Here is a 24,068-nt window from a genome sequence, read left to right as displayed (position 1 = left end):
TTAACTTATAACTTACCACGTATCACCTATAACTTTTAGTCTAACGTAATATCTAAACCTAAACCGCGTAACTCATGTACCAATACGTTAAACGATTCTGGTACACCTGGAGTTGGTAGGTTTTCACCTTTAACAATGGCTTCGTAAGTTTTAGCTCTTCCGATAACATCATCCGATTTAACGGTTAATATCTCTTGAAGAATATTAGCAGCACCGAATGCTTCTAATGCCCAAACCTCCATCTCACCAAAACGCTGACCACCGAATTGAGCTTTACCACCCAATGGTTGTTGTGTAATTAATGAGTATGGTCCGATTGAACGGGCGTGCATCTTATCATCAACCATGTGACCTAATTTCAACATATAGATAATACCTACAGTTGTAGTCTGATCGAAACGCTCACCAGTTAAACCATTGTATAAGTATGTTTTTCCTGAAGCAGGAACATTAGCTTTAGCAATCCACTCTTCAACCTCATCATGCGTAGCTCCATCAAAAATTGGAGTAGCGAATTTCACACCCAACTCTTTACCAGCCCATGCTAATACGGTTTCGTAGATTTGACCAAGGTTCATACGTGAAGGTACACCTAGTGGGTTCAACACGATGTCAACCGGGCTACCATCGGCCAAGAAAGGCATGTCTTCATCACGTACAATACGTGCAACAATACCCTTATTACCGTGGCGACCAGCCATTTTATCACCTACTTTTAATTTACGTTTTTTAGCAACATAAACTTTTGCCATTTGTACAATACCCGATGGAAGTTCATCACCTACGCTAATCGCAAATTTATCGCGTTTGTAAGCTCCAAGTTCTTCGTTAACACGGATACCGTAATTATGAAGCAACATTTTAATTAGCTCGTTCTTGTCATCATCAGTAGTCCATTTGTTTGGATTGATGTGATTATAATCAAGCTCTGCTAAAATTTTCTGAGTAAACTTAGCACCTTTAGCAACTAATAATTCTTTGTAGATATTGAATACACCTTGCGATGTTTTGCCATTTACAATTGTGAATAATTTATCAACTAATTCTGCTTTTAATTTCTCAGTAATGTTGTTATATCCTTTGTCTAATTTCTCAATCGCCGATTTTTCCTCAGCTTTTGTAGTTTTCTTAGCACGGCTGAATAACTTAGTATCAATTACTACACCTTGGATTGAAGGAGGAGTTTTTAAAGACGCGTCTTTAACATCACCAGCCTTATCACCAAAAATTGCACGTAATAATTTTTCTTCAGGTGATGGGTCAGACTCACCTTTTGGTGTAATCTTACCAATTAAAATATCACCTTCTTTTACATCAGCACCGATACGGATAATACCATTTTCATCTAAGTCTTTAGTCGCTTCTTCAGAAACGTTCGGAATATCTGGAGTTAACTCCTCTTCACCACGTTTTGTATCACGAACTTCTAACTCAAATTCTTCAATATGCAATGAAGTGAAAACATCATCACGAACAATGCGCTCGTTAATAACAATCGCATCCTCAAAGTTGAAACCTTGCCAAGGCATGAAAGCCACTTTCAAGTTTCTACCTAATGCTAATTCACCATCTTGAGTTGCATAACCTTCACAAAGCACCTGACCTTTAGTAACTTTCTGACCTTTTTTAACAATAGGTTTTAAGTTGATACAAGTATTTTGGTTGGTTTTTTTGAATTTAGTTAAACGGTAAGTTTTGCTATCACCTTCAAAAGAAACTAAACGATCATCTTCGTTACGTTCGTATTTGATTGTGATTTCGTTTGCATCAACATATTCTACAACTCCATTACCTTCTGCATTGATAAGTGTTCTTGAGTCACGAGCAACGCGACCTTCTAAACCTGTACCAACAATTGGCGCTTCAGGACGTAACAATGGTACGGCCTGGCGTTGCATGTTTGAACCCATCAAAGCCCTGTTCGCATCATCATGTTCCAAGAACGGAATTAACGAAGCAGCAATTGAAGTGATCTGGTTTGGTGCAACATCCATCAAGTCTAATTTCTCAGGCTCAATAATCGGGAAGTCACCTTCATAACGTGCTTTAACACGTGGAGTTACGAAAACACCCTTATCATCATATTCTGCATTAGCCTGAGCGATGGTTTTACCATCCTCATCTTCTGCTGATAAATAAATAACATCGGAATCAACAACTACTTTACCATCTTCAACACGTTTGTATGGTGTTTCAATGAAACCTAAATTATTGATTTTTGCATGCACACAAAGTGATGAAATCAAACCAATATTTGGTCCCTCTGGAGTTTCAATTGTACATAAACGACCGTAGTGCGTGTAGTGAACGTCACGTACCTCGAAACCAGCACGCTCACGAGATAAACCACCCGGACCTAAAGCTGATAAACGGCGTTTGTGTGTAATCTCTGCTAATGGATTGGTTTGATCCATAAACTGAGATAACTGATTGGTACCAAAGAAAGAGTTAATTACTGATGATAACGTACGGGCGTTAATCAAATCAGTTGGTGTAAACACCTCGTTATCGCGAATGTTCATACGCTCACGGATTGTTCTAGCCATACGGGCTAAACCAACACCGAATTGTGCGTATAATTGTTCACCTACCGTACGTACACGACGGTTTGATAAGTGGTCAATATCATCCACCTCTTCTTTAGAGTTAATTAATTTTATTAAGTATTTAACAATAGCAATAATATCTGCTTTAGTTAAAACTTTAACATCATCCGGGGTATCCATTTTCAATTTACGGTTGATGCGGTAACGACCAACATCTCCTAAATCGTAACGTTTATCTGAGAAGAATAAACGATCAATAATGCCACGGGCAGTTTCCTCATCAGGTGGTTCTGCGTTACGCAAAGCACGATAGATGTTTTCAACAGCCTCTTTTTCTGAGTTTGATGTATCTTTTTGTAATGTATTATAAATAATGGTATAATCGGCCTGGCTAGCACCATCTTCTTTAGAAAGAATGATAGTTTTAACACCAGCTTCGATAACCATATCAATGTGTTCGTCTTCTAAAACGGTTTCTCTTTCAAGAATCACTTCATTACGGTCGATAGAAACTACCTCACCTGTATCTTCATCTACAAAATCTTCAACCCATTTCTTTAAAACTCTTGCTGCAAGTTTACGGCCGATGTATTTCTTTAAACCTGATTTACTAACTTTTACTTCGTCAGCAAGATCAAATAATTCAAGAATGTCTTTATCAGAATCGTAACCAATAGCACGTAATAAAGTGGTAACCGGGAATTTTTTCTTACGATCGATGTAAGCATACATCACGTTATTAACGTCTGTAGCAAACTCAATCCATGAACCTTTGAAAGGTATAACACGGGCAGAATACAATTTGGTTCCGTTAGTGTGACGGCTTTGGCCGAAGAACACACCTGGAGAACGGTGTAATTGCGAAACGATAACACGTTCTGCACCGTTGATAACAAATGTACCTTTTGGTGTCATATACGGGATAGTACCTAAGTACACATCCTGAATAATGGTTTCAAAATCTTCATGTTCAACATCGTTACAAGAAAGCTTCAGCTTTGCTTTTAATGGAACATTGTAGGTTAACCCACGCTCAATACACTCGTGTATATCGTAACGTGGCGGATCAACAAAATAATCAAGAAACTCTAATACGAAGATATTTCTTGAATCTGTTATTGGAAAGTTTTCAGCAAACACTTTAAACAAACCTTCGCTAGAGCGATCGTCTGATGTTGTATCTATCTGGAAAAATTCTCTGAATGATTGCAATTGCACATCCAGAAAATCCGGATAGTCTATAATGTGCTTACTAGTTGCAAAATTTACTCTTTGTTCGACTGTCTTTGCCAATGGACTAAAAGATTTTAGTTTAAGAATAAACTATTTGTTTGGTTCGGGTTTGAAACATTCTCATTAACCAAGCAAAATGAGATGTTTATAAACAGGTAAAGACACCAACATTTTCAGTCGGTGTCTAATACATTTTTAGCTTAGCTAAATTAAGTGATTACTTAATTTCAACTACTGCTCCAGCCTCTTCTAATTGTTTTTTAAGAGCTTCTGCTTCGTCTTTAGCAACACCAGCTTTTAATTCTTTTGGTGCACCATCAACTAAGTCTTTAGCTTCTTTCAAACCTAAACCAGTTAAGTCTTTAACAAGTTTTACAACTGCTAATTTCTGACCACCAGCTTCTTTTAAGATAACATCAAAAGATGTTTTTTCTGCAGCAGCAGCAGGTGCATCACCACCAGCAGCAGGACCAGCAACTACAGCAGCAGCTGCAGGCTCAATACCATACTCGTCTTTTAAGATTTGAGCTAATTCGTTAACTTCTTTAACTGTTAAGTTTACTAATTGCTCAGCAAACGATTTTAAATCTGCCATTTTATTAAGATTTTAAAAATTTACGTAAAATAATTTTATTTAATTGCGAACTTAAGGTGTTCGTTAACCTTCTCTTTCTTGAAGAGTTTTAACAATTCCTGCAATTTTGCCTCCACTTGATTTAAGCGCAGAAACAACATTTTTAGCTGGTGATTGTAATAATCCAATGATATCGCCAATAAGCTCTTCTCTTGATTTTAAGCTTACTAGGTTATTCAATTGGTCATCGCCAACGTAAACTGATGAATCTATGTATGCCGCTTTAAGTACAGGCTTATCAGATGTTTTTCTCAAAGTTTTAATCAACTTAGCCGGAGCATTAGCTGTTTTTGAGAATAATAATGATGATGAACCTTTAAGGGCTTCGTATATCTCAGAAGCATCGCCGTCTAAACCTTCAATCGCTTTGCGAATTAAAGAGTTTTTAGCAACCTTCATTACGATATCACCTTCAAAACATTTGCGGCGGATGTTATTGATCTGCTCAACAGAAAGGCTAGAAGTATCAGCAATATAAAAATTGCCAAACTCTTGCATTTGTCCTTGTAGTTCTAAAACTACTTCGTTTTTTTCTTCTCTGTTCATGATTAGATCCCCGCTACTGATTTAGTTTCAATTGCAATCCCAGGACTCATTGTAGAAGACACGTGAATGCTTTTAAAATAAGTTCCTTTTGCAGCAGATGGTTTTAATTTAGAAATAACAGAGATAATCTCCAATGCATTTTCATAAATTTTATCTGCTGGGAATGATACTTTTCCTATTGAGGCGTGTATGATACCCGTTTTGTCAACTTTAAAATCAATCTTACCTGCTTTAACCTCAGTTACAGCTTTACCAACTTCGTTAGTTACTGTACCAGATTTTGGATTTGGCATTAAGTTACGCGGTCCTAAAACACGTCCTAACTTACCTACCTTAGCCATACAAGCCGGTGTTGTGATAATAATGTCTACATCGGTCCAACCACCTTCAATTTTAGCAACATACTCGTCTAAACCAACGAAGTCTGCGCCAGCTGCTTTCGCTTCTTCTTCCTTATCAGGAGTTACTAAAGCTAAAACACGTACAGTTTTACCTGTTCCGTGTGGTAAAGTAGCAATACCACGTACCATTTGATTGGCTTTACGCGGGTCTACACCTAAAGAAACATCAATATCTACTGATGCATCAAATTTAGTTGTAGTGATTTCTTTTACCAAAGCAGCAGCATCCTTCAAAGTATAAGCTTTACCAGCTTCTATTTTAGCATGTGCCTTTTTTTGATTTTTAGTTAATTTCGCCACTGTTGTAAACTTTTTTTAATTAATTGTTCCAGGGTGCGTCACCAGAAACGGTGATTCCCATACTGCGTGCTGTTCCAGCAACCATACTCATTGCAGATTCGATTGTAAATGCATTTAAATCAGGCATTTTATCCTCAGCAATAACTTTAATCTGGTCCCAGGTCACCGACCCAACTTTTTTACGGTTAGGCTCAGCAGAACCACTCTGTAATTTAGTAGCATCTTTTAATTGGATAGCTACCGGAGGGGTTTTGATGATGAAATCGAATGACTTATCAGCATAAACAGTAATTACAACTGGCAATACTTTACCTGCTTTATCTTGGGTACGAGCGTTGTACTGTTTGCAAAACTCCATAATGTTAACACCTTTAGCACCTAATGCAGGTCCTACTGGTGGCGATGGATTTGCCGCTCCGCCTTTGATCTGTAATTTGATCATTGCACTGACTTCTTTTGCCATTTTGTGTTTTTTGTTTATTTAAAACTCAATGTTAAATATTGGAAGCATGTAACATTTATTTTCCCTTTCAATTCCTATAAAACCAAAAGGACTGCAAAGATATGAATAATCTTGCAGTCCTACAACACATTAGCAAAAATATATTTTTAAAATCCGGAAGTTATAGTTTGGCTTCTAATGGGCAATAAACAAGAACATCTAATCGATAGGATCAAAAAAATTATTGATTAAAGGTTCCAGTAATAGAATCTTCCGGGTATTATTTGGTTCAATTACAGGCCATAATGAAGAAAAATTATTTAAAAATTCTTTCAAATTAGAAATCTTATCATCTTCTGGACGTATAAAAAGTATTGGGAGAATCAATATTTGATTTTTATAATCAAATTTTTTAAAAGGTATTTCCTTAAAATCTTTAGTTAACTGAACACTTTTAATTACTACTTTCGGTTCAGTAGCCGAAAACAAAACATCATCAATATTCCCACCGGAATCAATGGAAAGACCTAAAGTGAGCAGAAATGCAGTATTTTTCTGTTTACTAAATAGTATATCATTCTTAATATATTTACTTAGTTTTTTTAGAGCTAAAATTCTCACATCCTGAATTTTTTTTGAATTATTTTCGATGGATATTTGAGAAAAAGATATACTCACAGAAGTCAGAATAAAACACATTCCAAAAAATATTATTTTCATTTTTTTCTTAATTACAATATGTACCATGTTCCAAGTTTGCTGATGTAGTTTTCCTGTGCCTATTCATTAGGTTTTGAATCACTAAACGTTCCCCTTGCTGCCGCACGCGTGTCGCGTGTGCGTTTAGAAGATCAACTATAATTGATCTTTTTACGCCTATTTTTTATTGTTAAAGGTATACGAATATAGCTTTTAGGAATTATTAAGATATAAAATTAAGATATAAAAAAAAGCTTTCCCTTTTGAGGAAAGCTTTTAAATATTCTAAAAATCGTAATTCGTAAATCTACAATCGTAAATTCGATTACTCTTTTTCTACTTGCATATAGTTAAGTTCAAGCGGCGTTTTACGACCGAAAATCTTAACCATAACTTTTAATTTTTTCTTCTCTTCGTTAACTTCTTCGATAACACCAGAGAAACCGTTGAAAGGACCATCCATAACTTTGATGTTCTCACCAACATAATAAGGAACATTCATAGTCTCACCTTGTTCGCTCATTTCATCAACCACACCTAAAATACGGTTAACTTCTGCCTGGCGCATTGGAATTGGATTACCAGCTTTATCACCTAAGAAACCAATAACGCTATTAATGCCTTTAATGATATGTTCTAACTCTCCATCTAAAGTTGCTTCGATTAAAACATAGCCAGGATAAAAGTTACGCTCTTTGGCAATTTTCTTACCATCTTTCATTTGGTAATATTTTTCCATAGGGATTAAAACCTGTGGAACCAAATGAGAAAATCCTAAACGGCTAATCTCAGCATCAATGTACTGTTTTACTTTTTTCTCTTTACCGCTTACCGCTCTTACAACATACCACTTTAATTCGCTCATTATAGATTAATTAGAAAGTGATTTGTAAAAAGTATCTAACACAAAAACAGAACCTTTATCCATTGCAAAAATAATTAATGCAATAATTAAAGAGGCTACTAAAACAAGAACTGCCGAATTTTGAAGTTCTCCCCATGTAGGCCAAGTTACCTTTTGGGTCATTTCATCGTACGATTCTTTTATAAACTGAACTACTTTAGCCATATTTCTTTTTAATGATTAAATGATTGAGTTAGTGAGTGAGAGAATGTTAAAACACTCAATCATTAAAACATTCACTAATTCAATCATTATATTTTTGGCACGGGAACAAGGATTCGAACCCTGATCAAAGGTTTTGGAGACCTCTATTCTACCGTTGAACTATTCCCGTGTGTATAAAAAAGAGCTAGCATAAACTAGCTCTTTTTGTATTATGATAGCTTAAAAATTAAGCTAAGATTTCAGTTACCTGACCAGCACCTACTGTTCTACCACCTTCACGGATAGCGAAACGTAGACCTTTTTCCATTGCAATCGCGTTGATTAATTTAACTGTGATTGTAACGTTATCACCTGGCATTACCATCTCAGTACCTTCAGCTAATGAAATTTCACCAGTTACGTCTGTAGTACGGAAATAGAATTGAGGACGATATTTGTTGAAGAATGGAGTGTGACGACCACCTTCTGCTTTTGATAATACATAGATTTCACCTTTGAAATCTGTGTGAGGAGTTACTGAACCTGGTTTACAGATTACCATACCACGACGGATATCAGTTTTCTCAATACCACGTAATAATAAACCTACGTTATCACCAGCTTCACCGTAATCTAAAATTTTACGGAACATCTCAACACCAGTTACTGTAGATTTTAAGTTCTCAGCACCCATACCTAAGATTTCAACTGGATCACCTGAGTTGATTACACCACGCTCAATACGACCTGTAGCAACAGTACCACGACCAGTGATTGAGAATACATCTTCAACAGGCATTAAGAAAGGTAAGTCAGTTAAACGTGGAGGGATTGGAATGTAGTTATCTACAGCTTCCATTAATTCCATGATTTTACCAACCCATTTAGCATCACCGTTTAATCCACCTAATGCAGAACCTTGGATTACTGGAATATCATCACCTGGGAATTCATAGAATGATAATAATTCACGAACTTCCATTTCAACTAATTCTAATAATTCAGGATCATCAACCATATCCACTTTGTTCATGAATACAACTAATGAAGGTACACCTACCTGACGAGCCAATAAGATGTGCTCTCTAGTTTGTGGCATTGGACCATCAGTAGCAGCAACAACGATAATTGCACCGTCCATTTGAGCAGCACCAGTTACCATGTTCTTCACATAATCCGCGTGACCTGGACAGTCAACGTGTGCATAGTGACGGTTAGCTGTTGAATACTCAACGTGAGCTGTATTGATTGTAATACCTCTTTCTTTTTCCTCTGGAGCAGAGTCAATAGATTCGAATGAACGTGCCTCAGATAAACCTGCATCAGCTAAACATTTTGTAATAGCTGCTGTTAAAGTTGTTTTACCGTGATCGACGTGACCGATTGTACCGATGTTTAAGTGCGGTTTACTGCGGTCAAATTTTTCTTTTGCCATTTTATTTATAACTAATTAGTAGGTTAACTTTTTATTAATTTTATTTATTGTTTTTGCAATGCAACACAAAAAACCTTGCCTCTTCTGTATTAATTAACAGATTTAACAAAGCTATTTACTTGAGCCAACTATGGGAATTGAACCCACGACCTCTTCCTTACCAAGGAAGTGCTCTACCGCTGAGCTAAGTCGGCTTATTTTAAAAGCTCACTAGTTCAATTAATATCAATTCATCTATATTCTAATGAACCAATTTGCTAATGAACTTCCAAGAGCGGAAGACGAGGTTCGAACTCGCGACCTATAGCTTGGAAGGCTATCGCTCTACCAACTGAGCTACTTCCGCTTTTTTAATGTTAGAATGATTAAATTTTGAATGATAGAATGTTTGCATTCACTCATTTTTAAATCATCTCAGTCAATTATTAAATTGTGGGGAGAGAAGGATTCGAACCTTCGAAATCTTGCGATAACAGAGTTACAGTCTGTCCCATTTGGCCGCTCTGGAATCTCCCCATCTTTTTATTTATAGCTTTCGATTAAAAACGTAGATCTTGCAATCGTCAATCTAAAATCTTCATTCTAAAATAAAAAAGAGCCTCCTATCGGAATCGAACCAATGACCTACTGATTACAAGTCAGTTGCTCTACCAGCTGAGCTAAGGAGGCTTTTAATTTTTTTGCAATGATACGAAAAATCTTCATTTTTCACATCACCAACGTATTTTTTAAAATTTTATCTTTTTAAAGAACTAACCATTTCTTTTTGGGGTAACCCCCTCTCCGAAATGGAATGCAAATATACACACTTATATTTCACTTCAAAATAAATTTTAAAAAAAAATGGCAGGCTTTTAAGCCTGCCATTTCATATTATATTTTTCAGCAAAATAGTTGCTTAATAATCAGATATTTCGCCCTCTATTAAAACATTTTTAAGCTCACTATTTTTTTTCCTCGTTTTCTCTTTATGTTTAGTTATTTGCTTTCTTAACGATTCAATCGCCAAGTCTGTGGCTTCCTCAAATGATTTACATTGTTCTTTAGCGAATAAAGTTCCACCCGGCACAATTAGCTTTATCTCGCTTATTTTATTGGCTTCGTCCTCTACATTCTCTAATTTTAAATACACTTCACCACTAATAATCTGATCGAAAAACTGATCGAGCTTATTGGCCTTTTTCTGTATAAAATCTAACAACTTACTGTCTGCACTGAAGTGGATTGATTGAACTCCGATTTTCATTTTTCCTCCTTTTTTTATGCCTTTGGATGGGCTTGTTTATAAATTGTTTTTAATCTTTCGATTGAGTTGTGTGTGTAAACCTGCGTGGCAGCCAAACTTGCATGGCCTAAAAGCTCCTTTATAGCATTCAAATCAGCTCCGGCGTTAAGCAAACTTGTAGCATAACTATGGCGCAACACATGCGGACTTTTTTTATTACTTGTAGATACCAGCTTTAAGTAAGAACTAACAATACGGTATATTAATTTTGGATAAGCCGCAGTGCCCGTATTGGTAACGATTAAGTTAAACAAAATGTTATTAAAGTTTTGCAACTTTTTTAACTGCAAATACTTATTTAATTGATTTATAAGCTGTTTATTTATTGGTATAATTCGCTCTTTGTTTCTTTTCCCTAAAACTCTTAAGGTTTCGGCGTAAAAATCTACATCAGTTTCTTTTAATTGAACTAATTCAGATAAACGCATGCCAGCTCCGAAAAGCAATTCTATTACTAAATTGTCCCTTACAGAGGCGAAGCTTTCATCAAAAACCCCATCCTTATCTAAAAGTTGATTTATCTTTTCAGTTTCTATAAAAACGGGCAAGCGCTTCGGCATTTTTGGTGCCCTGATTATTTGTATTGGGTTTCTTGTTATCTTTTCTTCGCGAAGCAAGAATTTATAAAAACTACGCAAAGCAGATATTTTACGGTTGATGGTTGTTGCTGAGGAACTATTATCCATCAGAAAAACCATGAAGCTACGTATGTGGGTAGGCTTAACTTCTAAAACATCAATTTCATAAGTTGTTTTGATGTAATTTTCAAAACTTTCAAGATCTGTTTTATATCCTGTAACGGTATGTTGCGAATAACGTTTTTCGTGTTGTAAATAAATAAGAAAACTGTTCAGCAACATAAAGTAGATGTTAGTTCTGCACTAGTTTGAAGTTACTAATTGTTTTAATATTAAGAAATTATTAAGGATTTTTTTTACAAAAAAAAATGCCTTCAGAAAATATCCTGAAGGCATAATAAATCTTATATCGCTAACAACTAGATAGTTGTATCTTGATTCATGTTTTGAATATAAACAGCATGTTTAATTTCAGTACGACGAGCTACAGATTTTTTCTCGTATGCCTGACGGCTACGTAGTTCTCTTAAAACTCCTGTTTTTTCGAATTTCTTCTTGAAACGTTTTAGGGCTTTATCTAATGATTCGCCGTCTTTAATGTTGATAATGATCATAACGCTGAAATACCTCCTCTCATTTGGGATTGCAAACATAAGGATTTTATCTGAAATGAAAAAACTTTTTCAGCAAAGTAACACAACAAAATGGCGGCCGAAGATTTTTAACCTCAGCCGCCGCAATAAATTGATTATAAAGAAATTAATTATCTGTCATTAATCGGTTGTACAAAAGTTCTGTTTGCGAGATTGGAAAGATATACCTTCTGTCTGTTGATGGTACAGACGAAACTGTTCCTTTAGCTGGTAAATCCAAACCCAATCTTAACAAATCCGGACTTCTTAAACCTTCGCCCAAAAACTCAATATTACGCTCTTTTAAGAAAGCATCAAATAATGCTTGCGGAGTTGCAAAATTCGCTGCAGTAAAAGTTGTTGTTGCATCCGATCTTTGCCTTACAGCATTCAACAAACTAATTGCTCTTGCATCAACACTGTTAGTACTTCTAGCCAAAGCCTCACCTAAACTTAATAAAACTTCCGCGTAGCGAATTACCGGCACATAATCGCTGTAAGGCGAACTGGTAAATTTACTCATCAACTGACTTGGAACATTTGCAACAGTGGCGGAAGTTACCAAAGTTCTTCTTGCATCGGTAGCTTTCCAGCCTGCATCGGCAACAATACCTGCATCATTTAATTTATACTCTCTAACCGAATGAAAATATGACCCTAATGCGGTTTGACCACCAACAATATCAGCACCAACAACCATTGGTGAGGATAAAATAGATTCACTTGTAGTATATGGAGTTTTGTAAACATTTGCCACATTTGCTTGAAGCGCATTTGCAACACCAGTGGTTGCAGTGAATGGAGCAGTTGCACTAACAATCTTATTTGCCTCAGTAACCACATCAGCATAACGTTGCATAGATAAATAAACTCTGGTTTTAAATGCAATTGCGGTATTTCTATGCCCGCGAACTGTATTATCATAAGCTGTGGTATAAGTTAAAGGCAATCCAGCTTCAGCATCATTTAAGTCTGTTATAATTTGTGCATAAACTTGCGCAACGGTACTTCTTGCTAAATCAAAATCGCCTGCACCAGAATTTCCTTTTAAGCGAAGTGGCAAACCAGGCTTGCTACCATTGCCATCCCAATACGGACGAGCATATAACTGCAGCAAACTGTAATATGCAATAGCTCGAACCATTTTTGCTTCTGCGATGTAATTGGCAGCTAAAGCAGTACCAACAGTAGCCGAACCACCTGCAGTCATTCCATCAATAAATAAATTACAACGATTTATCACTGAATAAGCTGCACCCCAAAGGCCAGTTACCTCCTGAGCATTATTCGAGGTGGTAAAATTCCAAACCTGGTAAGCTGTTACCGCATTTGTAGTAAGGTTGATGTAATTATCCGCCCTAACTTCGTTATAAACAATAAATCGGCCACCATAAAAATCCCCAGCCTTTAATCCTGAATAAATACCTAAAACCTGGGCCTTAATACGATCTGGTGTACTGAAGGAGGTATTAAAATCCACAGCATTTAACGATACTGGATTTAAATCTCCCTCCTTTCTGCAAGAAGTTGCCATAACAGCAGCTAATGCAAGTGTATATATAATTGATTTTTTCATGTTAATTATTCTTAAAATTTAAAGTTTAATCCTGCTGTGAATACTCTACCATTCGCTACTGAATTACGTTCGATACCTTGAGATGCATTTGCTCCACCATTTGATGAAACCTCTGGGTCGGTACCATTATATTTAGTTAGAATTAATAAATTTTGACCGCTAACATAAATTCTTGCACTTGTTATTTTCAATTTAGCAAGTAAGCTGCTTGGAAGTGTATAACCAAGAGAAATATCCCTCAGCTTTATAAAATCGCCTTTGTAAACATTAATATCAAGCGGAACAGCTGAACCATTGGACATATTATCACCTGCAACAACTCTTGGTACCGATGTGATTTGCCCTGGTGTTGTCCATCTGTTTAATATATCCACTGAGTTATTCCAGAAACGTTGATCCATGATAGAAGCTTGCGTTCCATTATAAATATAAAAACCTGCCTGATAGGTTAAGGTAAAGCCCATATCTATATTTTTATACCTGAAACTGTTCGTAAAACCACCAAAGAATTTTGGTTGTGAATTTCCGTAAATGCTTTGATCTTGCGAGGTGATACCAGGAGCAATTGTTCCATCTTCATACCTCCATCTGCTTGCCACTGGCGAACTGTGATCGTAAAGCATTCTTCTGCCGTTGGCAGCAACAAAAATCCTACGACCTGTTGCAGGATCTACGCCAGCTGTTCTGGCAACATAAATCATTCCCAATGATGTTCCAACTTTTGAGATACTTGCTGTTTCTAATGTTGATGTTGCAGAAGTAAATTGATCAATTGTTGGTGTTAGAGAAGTTATTAGGTTTTTATTGTAAGTAATGTTAAAAGATGGAGACCAGCTAAAATCTTTTGTATTGATAGCTTGCGCATTTACTGTAAATTCAAATCCCCTGTTATACATCGAACCAATATTGGTTTGCGGTGAATTAGGCAATCCTGCTGATGGTGCTTGCGGAACATTGTAAATTAAACCATCGATATCATTATTATAATAAGCAGTTTCAAAAGTAATTCTATCTCTTAAAATACCGAAATTAATACCAACATCAAGCTTTTTACTGGTTTCCCACCCAATCATTAGGTTACCAGCCTGACTAAAGTTTAGGGTAGGCGCACCACCGAATAAACCTGCACTATAATAAGAGTTTGGAGCGTAATTATCTAAACCGTTAAAATTACCTACTTCACCATAACTTCCTCTTAAACGGAAACTGCTAAACACTTTGCCAATAGCACCATTTTTCCAGAAATCTTCCTGCGCAATTTCGTAAGCGGCACCTACACTATAAAATGTACCCGCTTTTTTATCAGGGCCAAATGCAGAATACTCATCCTGACGGATCGTAGCGTTTAAAATATATTTTTTCTTAAAATCGTAGCTTAAACGGGCAAAAAACGATACCAGATAGTTTTCTCCGTAACCACCAGAATTTGTAAACTGAGCATAACCAGCAGTGTAATCGTTAAAGGCCTGATCAGACAAACCTGTTCTTGTGGCACCAAACGAACGTGCAGTAGTTTTTTGCTGTTCCGTCCCTAATAATAATGAAAATGAGTGTACATCATTAAAGGTTTTATCTGCTTGAGCAGTTGTGGTCCATACCCAACGCTTATTTTGGCTATAGCTTAAAGTTGCAGAACCTGCATTTGCTGGATTTGCGTTGTAACCATCACCATTAAAGGGGTTAGCAAAAGAATCGTTATTCGAAAAAAGATAATCAATACCAAAAACACTCCTTAAACTTATCCATGATACCGGTTTATATTGAGCATATGCGTTTGATTGAATTCTATTTAAATAATTATAAGATCGATCTAAATCAATTTGCACCACCGGATTGTAAAAACCAACCTGCGAAACCTTATTATTCATTAAACCAAGATTATTTCCTGTTAAATTATAACCACCAGAATTTAAATATGGCGAAACGTTTGGTGCATTTACCAAAGCAACACGTCCTAAACCCGCTGTTGAAAAAGCTTGACCAGATAAAGAACCAGAACTGATAACTGCTAAGTTATCCTCATTAGAATACTGAAGTTTAGCACCAATACTTAAAGATTTACTTATTTTATGATCAACATTAAAAATTGCACCTAATCTCTTGTAATCATTTTTTACGATTATACCTTGCTGATTGGTGTAATTCAAAGACATGTAATAATTGGTAGATTCAGAACCTCCAGAAACACTTAAAGAATTACTGTAAGATACACCTTGACGATAAGCATAATCATACCAATTTGTATTAATCGGTTGCCCATCCGGACCATTAGTTAATGCGTATGCAAGAGTTGCAGCATTGTAAGTACCCGCATTTCTTAAACCTTCATTCTTAATGTCGGTATACTGAAAAGCGTCCATCATTTTCGGCAAGCGCTGCACATTCGCAACTCCTGCCCAACCATCATAGGTTACAACAGCTTTACCTGGCTTACCTTTTTTGGTAGTAATAACTAATACGCCATTTGCCGCACGACTACCATAGATTGCTGTGGCAGAAGCATCTTTCAAAACATCCATTGATTCTATATCATTTGGATTAATACTCGCCAAAGCATTGCCCGCAGCATTTGTTCCGCTTGCATCACCGGTAAAAGTAGCCACACCATCAATTACAATTAATGGATATGAACTAAGTGAAATAGAGTTTGTACCACGGATACGTAATACCGGCGGATTATTTAAGACCCCATTCGGGATAGATACCTGCACACCTGCAGCCTTACCACCTAATGCCTGATCAAAACTTTGCACAGGTCGATTTGCTACCTGATCTCCTCGTATTGAGGTGACCGAACCAACCAAATCTCTTTTTTTCATCGTTCCATAACCTGTAACCACAACATCATTTAGTGTTGTATTATCTTCGGTTAAAGAGGCATTAACCACCCCAGATTTTACGCTCACGGTTTTAGATTCGTAACCAACAAAGCGAAAAATTAAGGAAGTGGTATTATTTGGAACTGAGATGGAATACACACCATCAGCACCAGTTTGGGCAGCAATCCTAACACCGGGTACACTAACTGAAACACCTGGAAGTGGGAGACCATCTGAATTGGAAGTTACCTTACCGGTAATCTTCTTTTGTTGCGCCTGAACCGAAAAGCTCATGAAGGCGAGAAGGAATAAAACGAGTAGTTTTTCTTTCATACTTTTAATTTTAGGTTATTGATTAATTATTTAGAGAAAATTGTATTCATTTTACAACATCAACCCTAATATAATCGATCAATAAGCCTAAAAAGCTTAAAAAACATCACATTAATCCCTTCGGATACGATTAAGAAACACAATAAATAAAAAAATACCACTATAAAATGTATAATATTTAAAATAATATACAAAATAATGTGATATCTGGTTAAAATTAGTTCGTTTTAGGTTTTGATTCCATAAAAAAACAAAAAAAATAGTAAACAAAAGAATAAATATTAATTTTTTAATGAATATTTATCAATAAATAAACAAAAAGAACACAAACAAACGGAAATAAGCATTAAATATTAAAAAATTATTAGAATATACTGAATTAAAAAACTTTTAAAGTAAAAAAAACTTATTAAAACTTACATAAATCTATAATCATTGTAAAATATACTATTCCAAATAAGTTTATTAATTTTAACTGCATAAAAATTTAAAAAATGACAACAAGCAAAAAAGTTTTCATCACCATCTCAATTGTAATTCTTCTAATTTTAGCAGGCGTTTGCTATTACAGATATTTTTTCGTTTTTGGAGAAGGTGTTAAGGCCGGGGAATTGAATTATGTTGTGAAAAAAGGATACATGTTTAAGACTTATGAAGGAAAATTAATTCAAAGTGGTATTAAATCAAGAGCAACCGGAACGTTACAAAATAATGAATTTGAATTCTCAATTGGCAATAAAGCCATTGCTGAAAAAATGATGGCAAACAGTGGAAAGTTTTATGAATTACGTTATAAAGAATATAAAAACACGTTGCCTTGGAGAGGCTTCTCTGTTTACGTTGTAGATAGTATTATTTCAGTAAAAGATTTACCGCAGTAGTTGGTTAGTTGGTTAGTTGGTTGGTTGGTTAGTGAAAACTATAAATAGCCGGTTGTGTTTAAAAACATTAAATACTTCGTTTTTTGTTACGAATTAAACGCATTAAGCTTAGCAATTAAGTCTAAAGCTTAAAATAAAAAATCCGGAGGTTATTACCATCCGGATTTACTCATAATATATTTGGTTTGTTGTTTCTAAATTAATTTTCAGATTTAACTTAAGATCTCTCTGGCAATTACAATCTTTTGAATCTCTGAGGTTCCCTCTCCTATTGTGCACAATTTGCTATCGCGATAAAACTTTTCAACCGGGAAATCTTTAGTATAACCATAGCCTCCAAAAATCTGTACAGCCTCTGTAGAAACTTTTACAGCAACTTCAGATGAAAAGTATTTAGCCATTGCCGATTCCTTTGTCATTGGCAAATGCCTGTTTTTTAAATCTGCCGCCTGGCGGATTAACAGTTCCGAAGCTTCAATTTCAGTCGCCATATCAGCCAGCTTAAAACTAATTGCCTGAAAACTGGAAATTGGCTGTCCAAATTGCTGACGCTGTTTTGAATAATTAACCGCAGCATCAAAAGCACCTTTAGCAATCCCTAAGCCCAGCGCAGCAATTGATATCCTACCGCCATCCAAAACTTTCATCGCCTGCTTAAAACCTTCACCCACGTTTCCGAGCAAATTGGCTTTCGGTACACGGCAGTTGTCAAAAATCATTTCAGTGGTTTCTGAAGCACGCATCCCCAGTTTATTTTCTTTTTTACCAGCCGTAAAACCAGGTGTACCACGCTCTACAACTAATGCAGAAATTCCTTTTGAACTACCTTGCTCTCCAGTACGAACCATTACTACAGCAATATCGCCACTTTTCCCATGCGTAATCCAATTTTTTGAACCATTTATGATATAATCATCACCATCCTCAACGGCAGTTGTCATCATTCTTAAAGCATCCGAACCAGTATTTGCTTCGGTTAAACCCCAAGCTCCAATCCATTCTGCTGTGGCTAATTTAGGCAACCATCTTAGTTTTTGCTCATCATTACCAAAGGCTAAAATATGCCCTGTACATAGTGAATTATGTGCAGCAAGCGATAATCCTATTGAACCGCAAACCCTCGCAACCTCTACAATTACATCAACATATTCCTGGTAACCCAATCCAGAACCACCGTATTCTTCTGGTACTAAAACGCCCATTAAACCCATTTCTCCTAATTGTTTAAATAATTCTATCGGAAAAATTTGTTCCTCATCCCATTCCATTATGTATGGACGAATGTGTTTTTCGGCAAATTCCCGAACCATCGCCTTTACATTTACTTGCGTTTCAGTTTCTGAAAAATTATAGCTTACGCTCATTAATTATATTTTTTATGTGGTTAGATGCGGCAATGATAATCAATTATTTTTGAGTTATTTACCACTAAATATTTGTGCAAAAGTAGAATGAAATGGTATTTAGTTCAATTAACATACCCGTTAATTTTAAACATTGATTAAACCCCAGATAAAGCCTTTAACTTTTTTTATTGAAATCTGAAAATTTTCAAAATAGCAAATCTTTAAAAGCCTTAATTGATTAAAATGTTAAGTATGGTGTAATTTTATCTATAACCTGTTGGTTAAGGATCAAGACCTTTTTTAAATCATCCACACTATTATAGTTGCCATGTTGTTTTCTATACTGAAGTATCGCATTAATTTGTTTGTATGACAAATATGGCGATGTTTTCAATTGGTTAAAATCAGCATTGTTGATATTTATAGTTCTTAAAGATTTTGGATTGATAAATATCTGATCTTTTACCTCAGCATATTTAGCAGAATCCAAGCCATAAACTTCAAGAAGTTGTTCCTTTTTATGAAAGCCTCCTAAACGCTCCCGATATTTTAAAATGCGTAAAGCAAAAGTGGGCCCAATACCTTTTATTTGATCTAGCGCAGTAGAATCAGCCTGATTTACATCTACTACAACCAATGCCTTTTTAACATAATCCTTTTTCTCAAATTGAAATTCTTTTCTGGCATACTCCTGCGGTTCAATTTCTATATACGGCAGCAACTTTTTATACATTTCAGGAGAAACGGTATACATTCTTTGTAAATCTTCAGCTTTGTAGAATTTACCGCCCTTATTTCTATAATTTACAATGGATTGTGCTTGTTTGGCAGATAAACCTAATGTTTGCCGATCTTCTACATCAATTTTATTCGGGTCAAATTTGAAGAGTCGATGTGGAACTTTTTCAGTTGAGCTTTCTACATAATCTTTTATGTAGGTAAATCTTTGCTGGTCGCTTACTTGAATAGCTTTTATAGATGCAACTAAATTTGGGTTATCCTTTTCAAGAGGTTTGAAATAATTATTGACTAATGGAAAAGATTTTAGAAGGATGATAATGATGATTAAAAGCAGCAATCCATTGAATTCGCCTTTGCTGAAACCAAAATGTTTGTTTAGCCAAATTCTCATTATACGATATGACATGTGTATTATAAATATAAATCTTATTTTTGGGATTGCAAAACACTTGATGTTTCGCATATCAACAAGCTAATTATTTTTTATGAAGATTATCACGACCTCAGAATTTGCAAAGGCGACGAAGATTGATAAATTGGGTGTACCGGGTTTGGCCGGATTGCTGATGGAGATTATGAAATTGAACGACATTAACGATGTGTTCTCTCAAAATCAGCATTTTAAAGGTTTAGAGTTTGTAGATAAAATATTAGAAACAATTGGCGTTTCGATTGATTTTGATGAAGATGAATTAAATAGTATCCCTAAAACTGGTCCATTTATAGCTATAGCAAACCATCCTTATGGTGGTGTTGAAGGTTTGGCTTTGGTTAAACTTTTATGTACGGTTCGCCCGGATGCAAAGGTTATGGTAAACTTCATTTTAAAGAAAATCCCAAATCTTGATGAATTTTTTGTAGCTGTAAACCCATTCGAAAATGTGCAGCACTCATCAAGCATCAGCGGATTAAAAACAACTTTCGATTTATTAAGAAATGGTACTCCAATCGGTATTTTTCCCGCCGGAGAAGTATCAACATTTAAGCTCGATGCACAACAGGTAACAGATAGAATGTGGCATCCGGTTGTTGGAAAATTAATCGCAAAAGCAAAAGTTCCGGTAATACCAATTTATTTCCACGGCAACAATGGGGTTTTATTTAATATTTTAAGTTTTATACACCCAACGCTTCGTACTGCAAAATTACCTTCTGAGTTTTTAAATAAGCATGGGAGAACCATTAGAGTAAGAATTGGGAAAGCCATCGGTTTGGATGAAATCTCGAACATGAACAAAAGCAATAAGTTAATGGACTTTTTACGTGCCCGTACTTATGCTTTAGGTGTTGGCTTAGATACAGAAAAGAAACTTTTCAACCCTTTAAATTTATTCAAAATTAAGAAGAAAGCTGTCGAAGTTATTGAAGAAACTTCGAGAGTTTTAATTAAGAATGAAGTAGCTACGCTAGAAGATTTTAGAGTTTGGACCGAAAAAAACTACGAAGTATATATTGTTCCAACGCTTAAAATCCCAAATGTTTTAAGAGAAATTGGGAGACTAAGAGAAATTACCTTCCGCGAAGTAGGTGAAGGCACAAATAAAAAAATCGATTTAGATAACTACGACATTTATTACAATCATTTATTTATCTGGGATAAAGATTTGGAAAATATCGTTGGTGCTTACAGAATTGGTAAGGGCGATGAAATTTTAGAAAGCATGGGTCGCCGTGGTTTTTATCTTTCAGAGCTATTTAAAATGAAAGACCAGTTTTATCCTATCTTAAGACAAGGCATAGAACTTGGCCGCTCATGGATAAGAAAGGAATACCAAGGCAAGCCGCTTCCACTTTTCTTACTATGGAAAGGGATTTTAAAATACCTGATTGATAACCCCCAGTACCGTTACATGTTCGGACCGGTGAGCATAAGCAATAGCTTTTCTAAATTCAGTAAAGCATTAATTGTAGATTACATTACCAAAAACCATTTCGATTATGAAATGGCGAAATATATAAAACCGAAAAACAAATTCAAGGCCGATTTATTGCCTATTTCTACCGATACATTGGTAGATAGTAGCGATTCGTTTAAGGATTTAGACAGTATAATTGGCGATATTGAAAATTCGCACATTAAAGTACCTGTGCTTTTACGACAATATATGAACCTTAATGCAAAAATTATCTCCTTTAATATCGATCCTAAGTTTTCAGATTGCCTTGATGGATTTTTGGTGGTAGATACACATAACATTCCGGCAGAGATTCTGGAAAAGCTTGGCAAAAATCTTTAATAAAAAAACCCGGACATCCATCCGGGTTTTTTATTATCAACTAACCTAAACTTTATAAATACTAACCAAATATTTACATGGGCAAAGGTGAAGTTTTAATGTTAAGTTAAAATCAATAAATCATTATAAAAAGACTTCTTTCTACCTTTCATTTCCTCCTACAAATCCGAATTAAAATTAAGTAGATGTTAATTTTTAACACACTAATTAACATTAAATAATTGTTGGATTAATGTTATTTAATGTTAAATTTAATGTTACCAAATATTCAAAATTGAAAAATAGAGCCAGCAGATATTTTATTGCTTACTTGATAATAATAAGCCCGATTATTTGGCTAAATAGTGTGCAGGCTCAATCTTATTCTTTTGAATTTTGTGATGGAACTTTCAATTTTAGCATTGATGAAAGCACACTCATTGCAACGCCGACAATAGCAACCACTCAATCAGTAAAAGAATTTTATCAGGATGCAGTTCACAGCAAATATCTTTCTTTAGTAACGGCTTTAAAGGATTACAAAAAGAGAAACAATTTAAACGATTGGATTTTTTATCAACTGATAAGAAGAACTGCAGAGCAAATTAGCCCAAAGACAGATAACTATAGTCGTTATACACTTTACAAGTGGTTTTTATTAACCAAATGCGGTTACGATGCCAAAATTGCTGTAGGCAATGGTCAAATTATCTTTTATGTAAAAAATGATGAAGACATAAGTGATATTCCATTTTTTGAAATTGATGGTAAAAAATACATGTGCCTAAACTACCATGATTATGGAAAACTATTTAAACAAGCCGGCGCTTACAAGGAAGTAAATATTTCAGTTCCAGAGGCAGAGCATTCATTTTCTTATAAAGTAACCAGAATGCCTGATTTTAAACCTGATAATTACAAAGAAAAAGATATTCAATTTAGTTACAACCAAAAAGTAAATCATTTTAAACTAAAGATAAATGAAGAGGTAGAAACGATTTTCAAAAACTACCCCATCGTAGATTTCGAAACCTATTTTAACATTCCATTAAGCAGAGAAACCTATAGTTCATTAATTCCGGTTTTAAAAGATAACATGAAAACGATGAACCAAAAGAAAGGTGTTGATTATTTGATGCGATTTACAAGGTATGCCTTTTTATATGAAGATGATTCTGAGAACTTTGGTAAAGAAAAACGCTGCTCTCCAGAGCAAACACTGCTAAACAATGCGAGTGATTGCGATGACAGGGCAGCCCTGTTTTTTTATTTGGTTAGAGAAATTTATAACCTACCAATGCTGGCTGTTTTATATCCATCACACCTAACAATTGCAGTTCAATTTGACCAACCCATAGGCGAATCCATCACCTACAATGGTAAAAAATATTCCTACTGTGAGCCAACACCACAAGTACAAAATTTAAAAATTGGCCAACTATCCAGTAGTTTGAGGGATAAAAAGTTTGAAATCGTTTACGCCTACGAACCAACAAAACGATAATTAATCAACAGGTTAATTTAATATTAACTCAATGTTATTTTATTGATAACTCCGTAAAGCCCTCAAGTTTTTACCTACATTTATTTCTTTAATTATCTTTTTAGATCTTATCATTATAACATGGCTGTAATTATCTATTCTGTTTTAAAAGAATTTTTTGTCGAAATTCATAACCACCAAGTTAAAGGCAGGATTCTTTCACCCATCAATGATGAAAATTTATTCACGATTCAAGTAAATCTATATTTCAAGAATAAAAGCGATGCTGATGCAAACGATCCAACATCAACCTTTACTTCTTACGCCAATGCGGAGCGGCATTTATTAGGATATCTTGAGGCTTTTCAAAACACACTTGATTTAGGCGGCATTGTTGCTGAAGGCGCTAAATTTTAGACATTTCCTTTATCATCCTTCCCTATACTACTTTCGATGTTAACTCAAAATCAAACAGTTAACATAATCATAATATGGATTTAATTTTAACATAACATATCTTTGAGCAAAATCCATTATTGTTAGATGAAAAAGAAAAAAACACCCAAGAAAAATCAAGGTACGAGCAAGACACTAAAAAAAGAAATAGCATCTAAATTAACTTTAGCGTTCAGCGAAATTGCGAAGGCGTATGGAAAAGAGAAGAAGGCACAAAAAGCAATTGAAAAACTTGCGAAGCAACTTTCAAAAAAGGTAACCATTAGTGCAAAACAAGATGATATTGCTCCTTTTTTAAAAGAAGATGAACCTTTAACAATTGTAAAAGAAGAAAAGCCTAACGTAAAGAAACCTACTAAAAGTAAAACTAAAACTGCTGAAAGCACAGAAGCAGCTTCATAAAAAAAGGAGTCAGAATTTAAAATTCTGACTCCTTTT

The 24,068-nt window shown here is 35.2% G+C and carries 21 protein-coding genes and 5 tRNA genes; 5 read left to right on the top strand and 21 right to left on the bottom strand.

Going from position 1 to position 24,068, the window contains the following annotated elements; genetic code table 11:
• Nucleotides 1-35: 35 nt before the first annotated feature.
• The 19 genes from rpoB to QWY86_RS06805 form a co-directional block, all read right to left on the bottom strand.
• A complete protein-coding gene (gene rpoB, locus QWY86_RS06895; protein ID WP_290240153.1) occupies nt 36-3,839 on the bottom strand; it encodes a DNA-directed RNA polymerase subunit beta in 3,804 nt (1,267 codons plus the stop codon).
• A 157-nt stretch (nt 3,840-3,996) separates the two neighbouring features.
• Nucleotides 3,997-4,374, bottom strand: a complete 378-nt coding sequence (gene rplL, locus QWY86_RS06890) for a 50S ribosomal protein L7/L12 (RefSeq protein ID WP_231462588.1) — start codon at nt 4,372-4,374, stop codon at nt 3,997-3,999.
• Nucleotides 4,375-4,437: 63 nt separating this feature from the next.
• Nucleotides 4,438-4,959 carry a 50S ribosomal protein L10 gene (gene rplJ, locus QWY86_RS06885; protein WP_231462586.1) on the bottom strand — a complete coding sequence of 174 codons (522 nt, stop codon included), beginning with the start codon at nt 4,957-4,959 and terminating at the stop codon, nt 4,438-4,440.
• Nucleotides 4,960-4,961: 2 nt separating this feature from the next.
• Nucleotides 4,962-5,660, bottom strand: coding sequence for a 50S ribosomal protein L1 (rplA, locus tag QWY86_RS06880; RefSeq protein ID WP_290240148.1), 699 nt, complete (start codon nt 5,658-5,660; stop codon nt 4,962-4,964).
• Nucleotides 5,661-5,679: 19 nt separating this feature from the next.
• Nucleotides 5,680-6,123 (bottom strand): 50S ribosomal protein L11, encoded by a 444-nt coding sequence (gene rplK, locus QWY86_RS06875; protein WP_010601094.1) that lies wholly within the window; start codon nt 6,121-6,123, stop codon nt 5,680-5,682.
• A 198-nt stretch (nt 6,124-6,321) separates the two neighbouring features.
• Nucleotides 6,322-6,822 (bottom strand): hypothetical protein, encoded by a 501-nt coding sequence (locus QWY86_RS06870; RefSeq protein WP_290240124.1) that lies wholly within the window; start codon nt 6,820-6,822, stop codon nt 6,322-6,324.
• 304 nt (nt 6,823-7,126) lie between these two features.
• Nucleotides 7,127-7,666, bottom strand: a complete 540-nt coding sequence (nusG, locus tag QWY86_RS06865; RefSeq protein WP_231462584.1) for a transcription termination/antitermination protein NusG — start codon at nt 7,664-7,666, stop codon at nt 7,127-7,129.
• Between the two features lie 6 nt (nt 7,667-7,672).
• On the bottom strand, nt 7,673-7,870 hold the full coding sequence (secE, locus tag QWY86_RS06860; protein WP_056092816.1) for a preprotein translocase subunit SecE: 198 nt from the start codon (nt 7,868-7,870) through the stop codon (nt 7,673-7,675).
• Between the two features lie 95 nt (nt 7,871-7,965).
• Nucleotides 7,966-8,039, bottom strand: a tRNA-Trp gene (locus tag QWY86_RS06855).
• Nucleotides 8,040-8,096: 57 nt separating this feature from the next.
• Complete coding sequence (tuf, locus tag QWY86_RS06850; RefSeq protein WP_290240117.1) at nt 8,097-9,284, bottom strand: elongation factor Tu; 1,188 nt, start codon at nt 9,282-9,284, stop codon at nt 8,097-8,099.
• A 122-nt stretch (nt 9,285-9,406) separates the two neighbouring features.
• Nucleotides 9,407-9,478 (bottom strand) — tRNA-Thr (locus QWY86_RS06845).
• 79 nt (nt 9,479-9,557) lie between these two features.
• Nucleotides 9,558-9,630, bottom strand: a tRNA-Gly gene (locus tag QWY86_RS06840).
• Nucleotides 9,631-9,717: 87 nt separating this feature from the next.
• Nucleotides 9,718-9,800, bottom strand: a tRNA-Tyr gene (locus QWY86_RS06835).
• An 80-nt stretch (nt 9,801-9,880) separates the two neighbouring features.
• Nucleotides 9,881-9,953: transfer RNA gene (locus QWY86_RS06830), tRNA-Thr, on the bottom strand.
• A 229-nt stretch (nt 9,954-10,182) separates the two neighbouring features.
• Nucleotides 10,183-10,530 (bottom strand): ribosome hibernation-promoting factor, HPF/YfiA family, encoded by a 348-nt coding sequence (gene hpf, locus QWY86_RS06825; RefSeq protein WP_290240116.1) that lies wholly within the window; start codon nt 10,528-10,530, stop codon nt 10,183-10,185.
• Between the two features lie 14 nt (nt 10,531-10,544).
• Complete coding sequence (locus QWY86_RS06820; RefSeq protein ID WP_290240114.1) at nt 10,545-11,429, bottom strand: phage lytic cycle repressor MrpR family protein; 885 nt, start codon at nt 11,427-11,429, stop codon at nt 10,545-10,547.
• A 137-nt stretch (nt 11,430-11,566) separates the two neighbouring features.
• Entirely contained in the window at nt 11,567-11,761 is a 195-nt protein-coding gene (rpsU, locus tag QWY86_RS06815; RefSeq protein ID WP_231462547.1) for a 30S ribosomal protein S21, read from the bottom strand.
• Between the two features lie 145 nt (nt 11,762-11,906).
• Nucleotides 11,907-13,355 carry a RagB/SusD family nutrient uptake outer membrane protein gene (locus QWY86_RS06810; RefSeq protein ID WP_290240112.1) on the bottom strand — a complete coding sequence of 483 codons (1,449 nt, stop codon included), beginning with the start codon at nt 13,353-13,355 and terminating at the stop codon, nt 11,907-11,909.
• Nucleotides 13,356-13,366: 11 nt separating this feature from the next.
• Entirely contained in the window at nt 13,367-16,507 is a 3,141-nt protein-coding gene (locus QWY86_RS06805; RefSeq protein ID WP_290240109.1) for a SusC/RagA family TonB-linked outer membrane protein, read from the bottom strand.
• Between the two features lie 494 nt (nt 16,508-17,001).
• Here QWY86_RS06805 and QWY86_RS06800 point away from each other — a divergent pair, with 494 nt between their 5' ends.
• Nucleotides 17,002-17,388, top strand: a complete 387-nt coding sequence (locus QWY86_RS06800) for a hypothetical protein (protein ID WP_290240108.1) — start codon at nt 17,002-17,004, stop codon at nt 17,386-17,388.
• Between the two features lie 212 nt (nt 17,389-17,600).
• Here the strand turns inward: QWY86_RS06800 and QWY86_RS06795 are convergent, their stop codons facing one another.
• Together QWY86_RS06795 and QWY86_RS06790 are read right to left on the bottom strand one after the other, a co-directional pair.
• Complete coding sequence (locus QWY86_RS06795) at nt 17,601-18,752, bottom strand: acyl-CoA dehydrogenase family protein (RefSeq protein WP_290240106.1); 1,152 nt, start codon at nt 18,750-18,752, stop codon at nt 17,601-17,603.
• Nucleotides 18,753-18,972: 220 nt separating this feature from the next.
• A complete protein-coding gene (locus tag QWY86_RS06790) occupies nt 18,973-19,881 on the bottom strand; it encodes a ComEA family DNA-binding protein (protein ID WP_290240104.1) in 909 nt (302 codons plus the stop codon).
• Between the two features lie 79 nt (nt 19,882-19,960).
• Between QWY86_RS06790 and QWY86_RS06785 the strand changes: the two genes are divergently transcribed.
• The 4 genes from QWY86_RS06785 to QWY86_RS06770 all read left to right on the top strand — a co-directional run bounded on the left by QWY86_RS06785 (nt 19,961) and on the right by QWY86_RS06770 (nt 24,032).
• A complete protein-coding gene (locus QWY86_RS06785) occupies nt 19,961-21,712 on the top strand; it encodes a bifunctional lysophospholipid acyltransferase family protein/GNAT family N-acetyltransferase (protein WP_290240101.1) in 1,752 nt (583 codons plus the stop codon).
• A gap of 274 nt (nt 21,713-21,986) precedes the next feature.
• Nucleotides 21,987-23,195, top strand: a complete 1,209-nt coding sequence (locus QWY86_RS06780; protein WP_290240099.1) for a hypothetical protein — start codon at nt 21,987-21,989, stop codon at nt 23,193-23,195.
• 120 nt (nt 23,196-23,315) lie between these two features.
• Complete coding sequence (locus QWY86_RS06775; protein ID WP_290240097.1) at nt 23,316-23,591, top strand: hypothetical protein; 276 nt, start codon at nt 23,316-23,318, stop codon at nt 23,589-23,591.
• 126 nt (nt 23,592-23,717) lie between these two features.
• Nucleotides 23,718-24,032, top strand: coding sequence for a hypothetical protein (locus QWY86_RS06770; RefSeq protein WP_290240094.1), 315 nt, complete (start codon nt 23,718-23,720; stop codon nt 24,030-24,032).
• The last annotated feature ends 36 nt before the right edge of the window (nt 24,033-24,068 follow it).

The sequence above is a fragment of the Pedobacter aquatilis genome (assembly GCF_030409415.1).
In the GTDB taxonomy this organism is placed as follows: domain Bacteria; phylum Bacteroidota; class Bacteroidia; order Sphingobacteriales; family Sphingobacteriaceae; genus Pedobacter; species Pedobacter aquatilis.
This window is presented reverse-complemented; position numbering and strand designations above follow the sequence as displayed.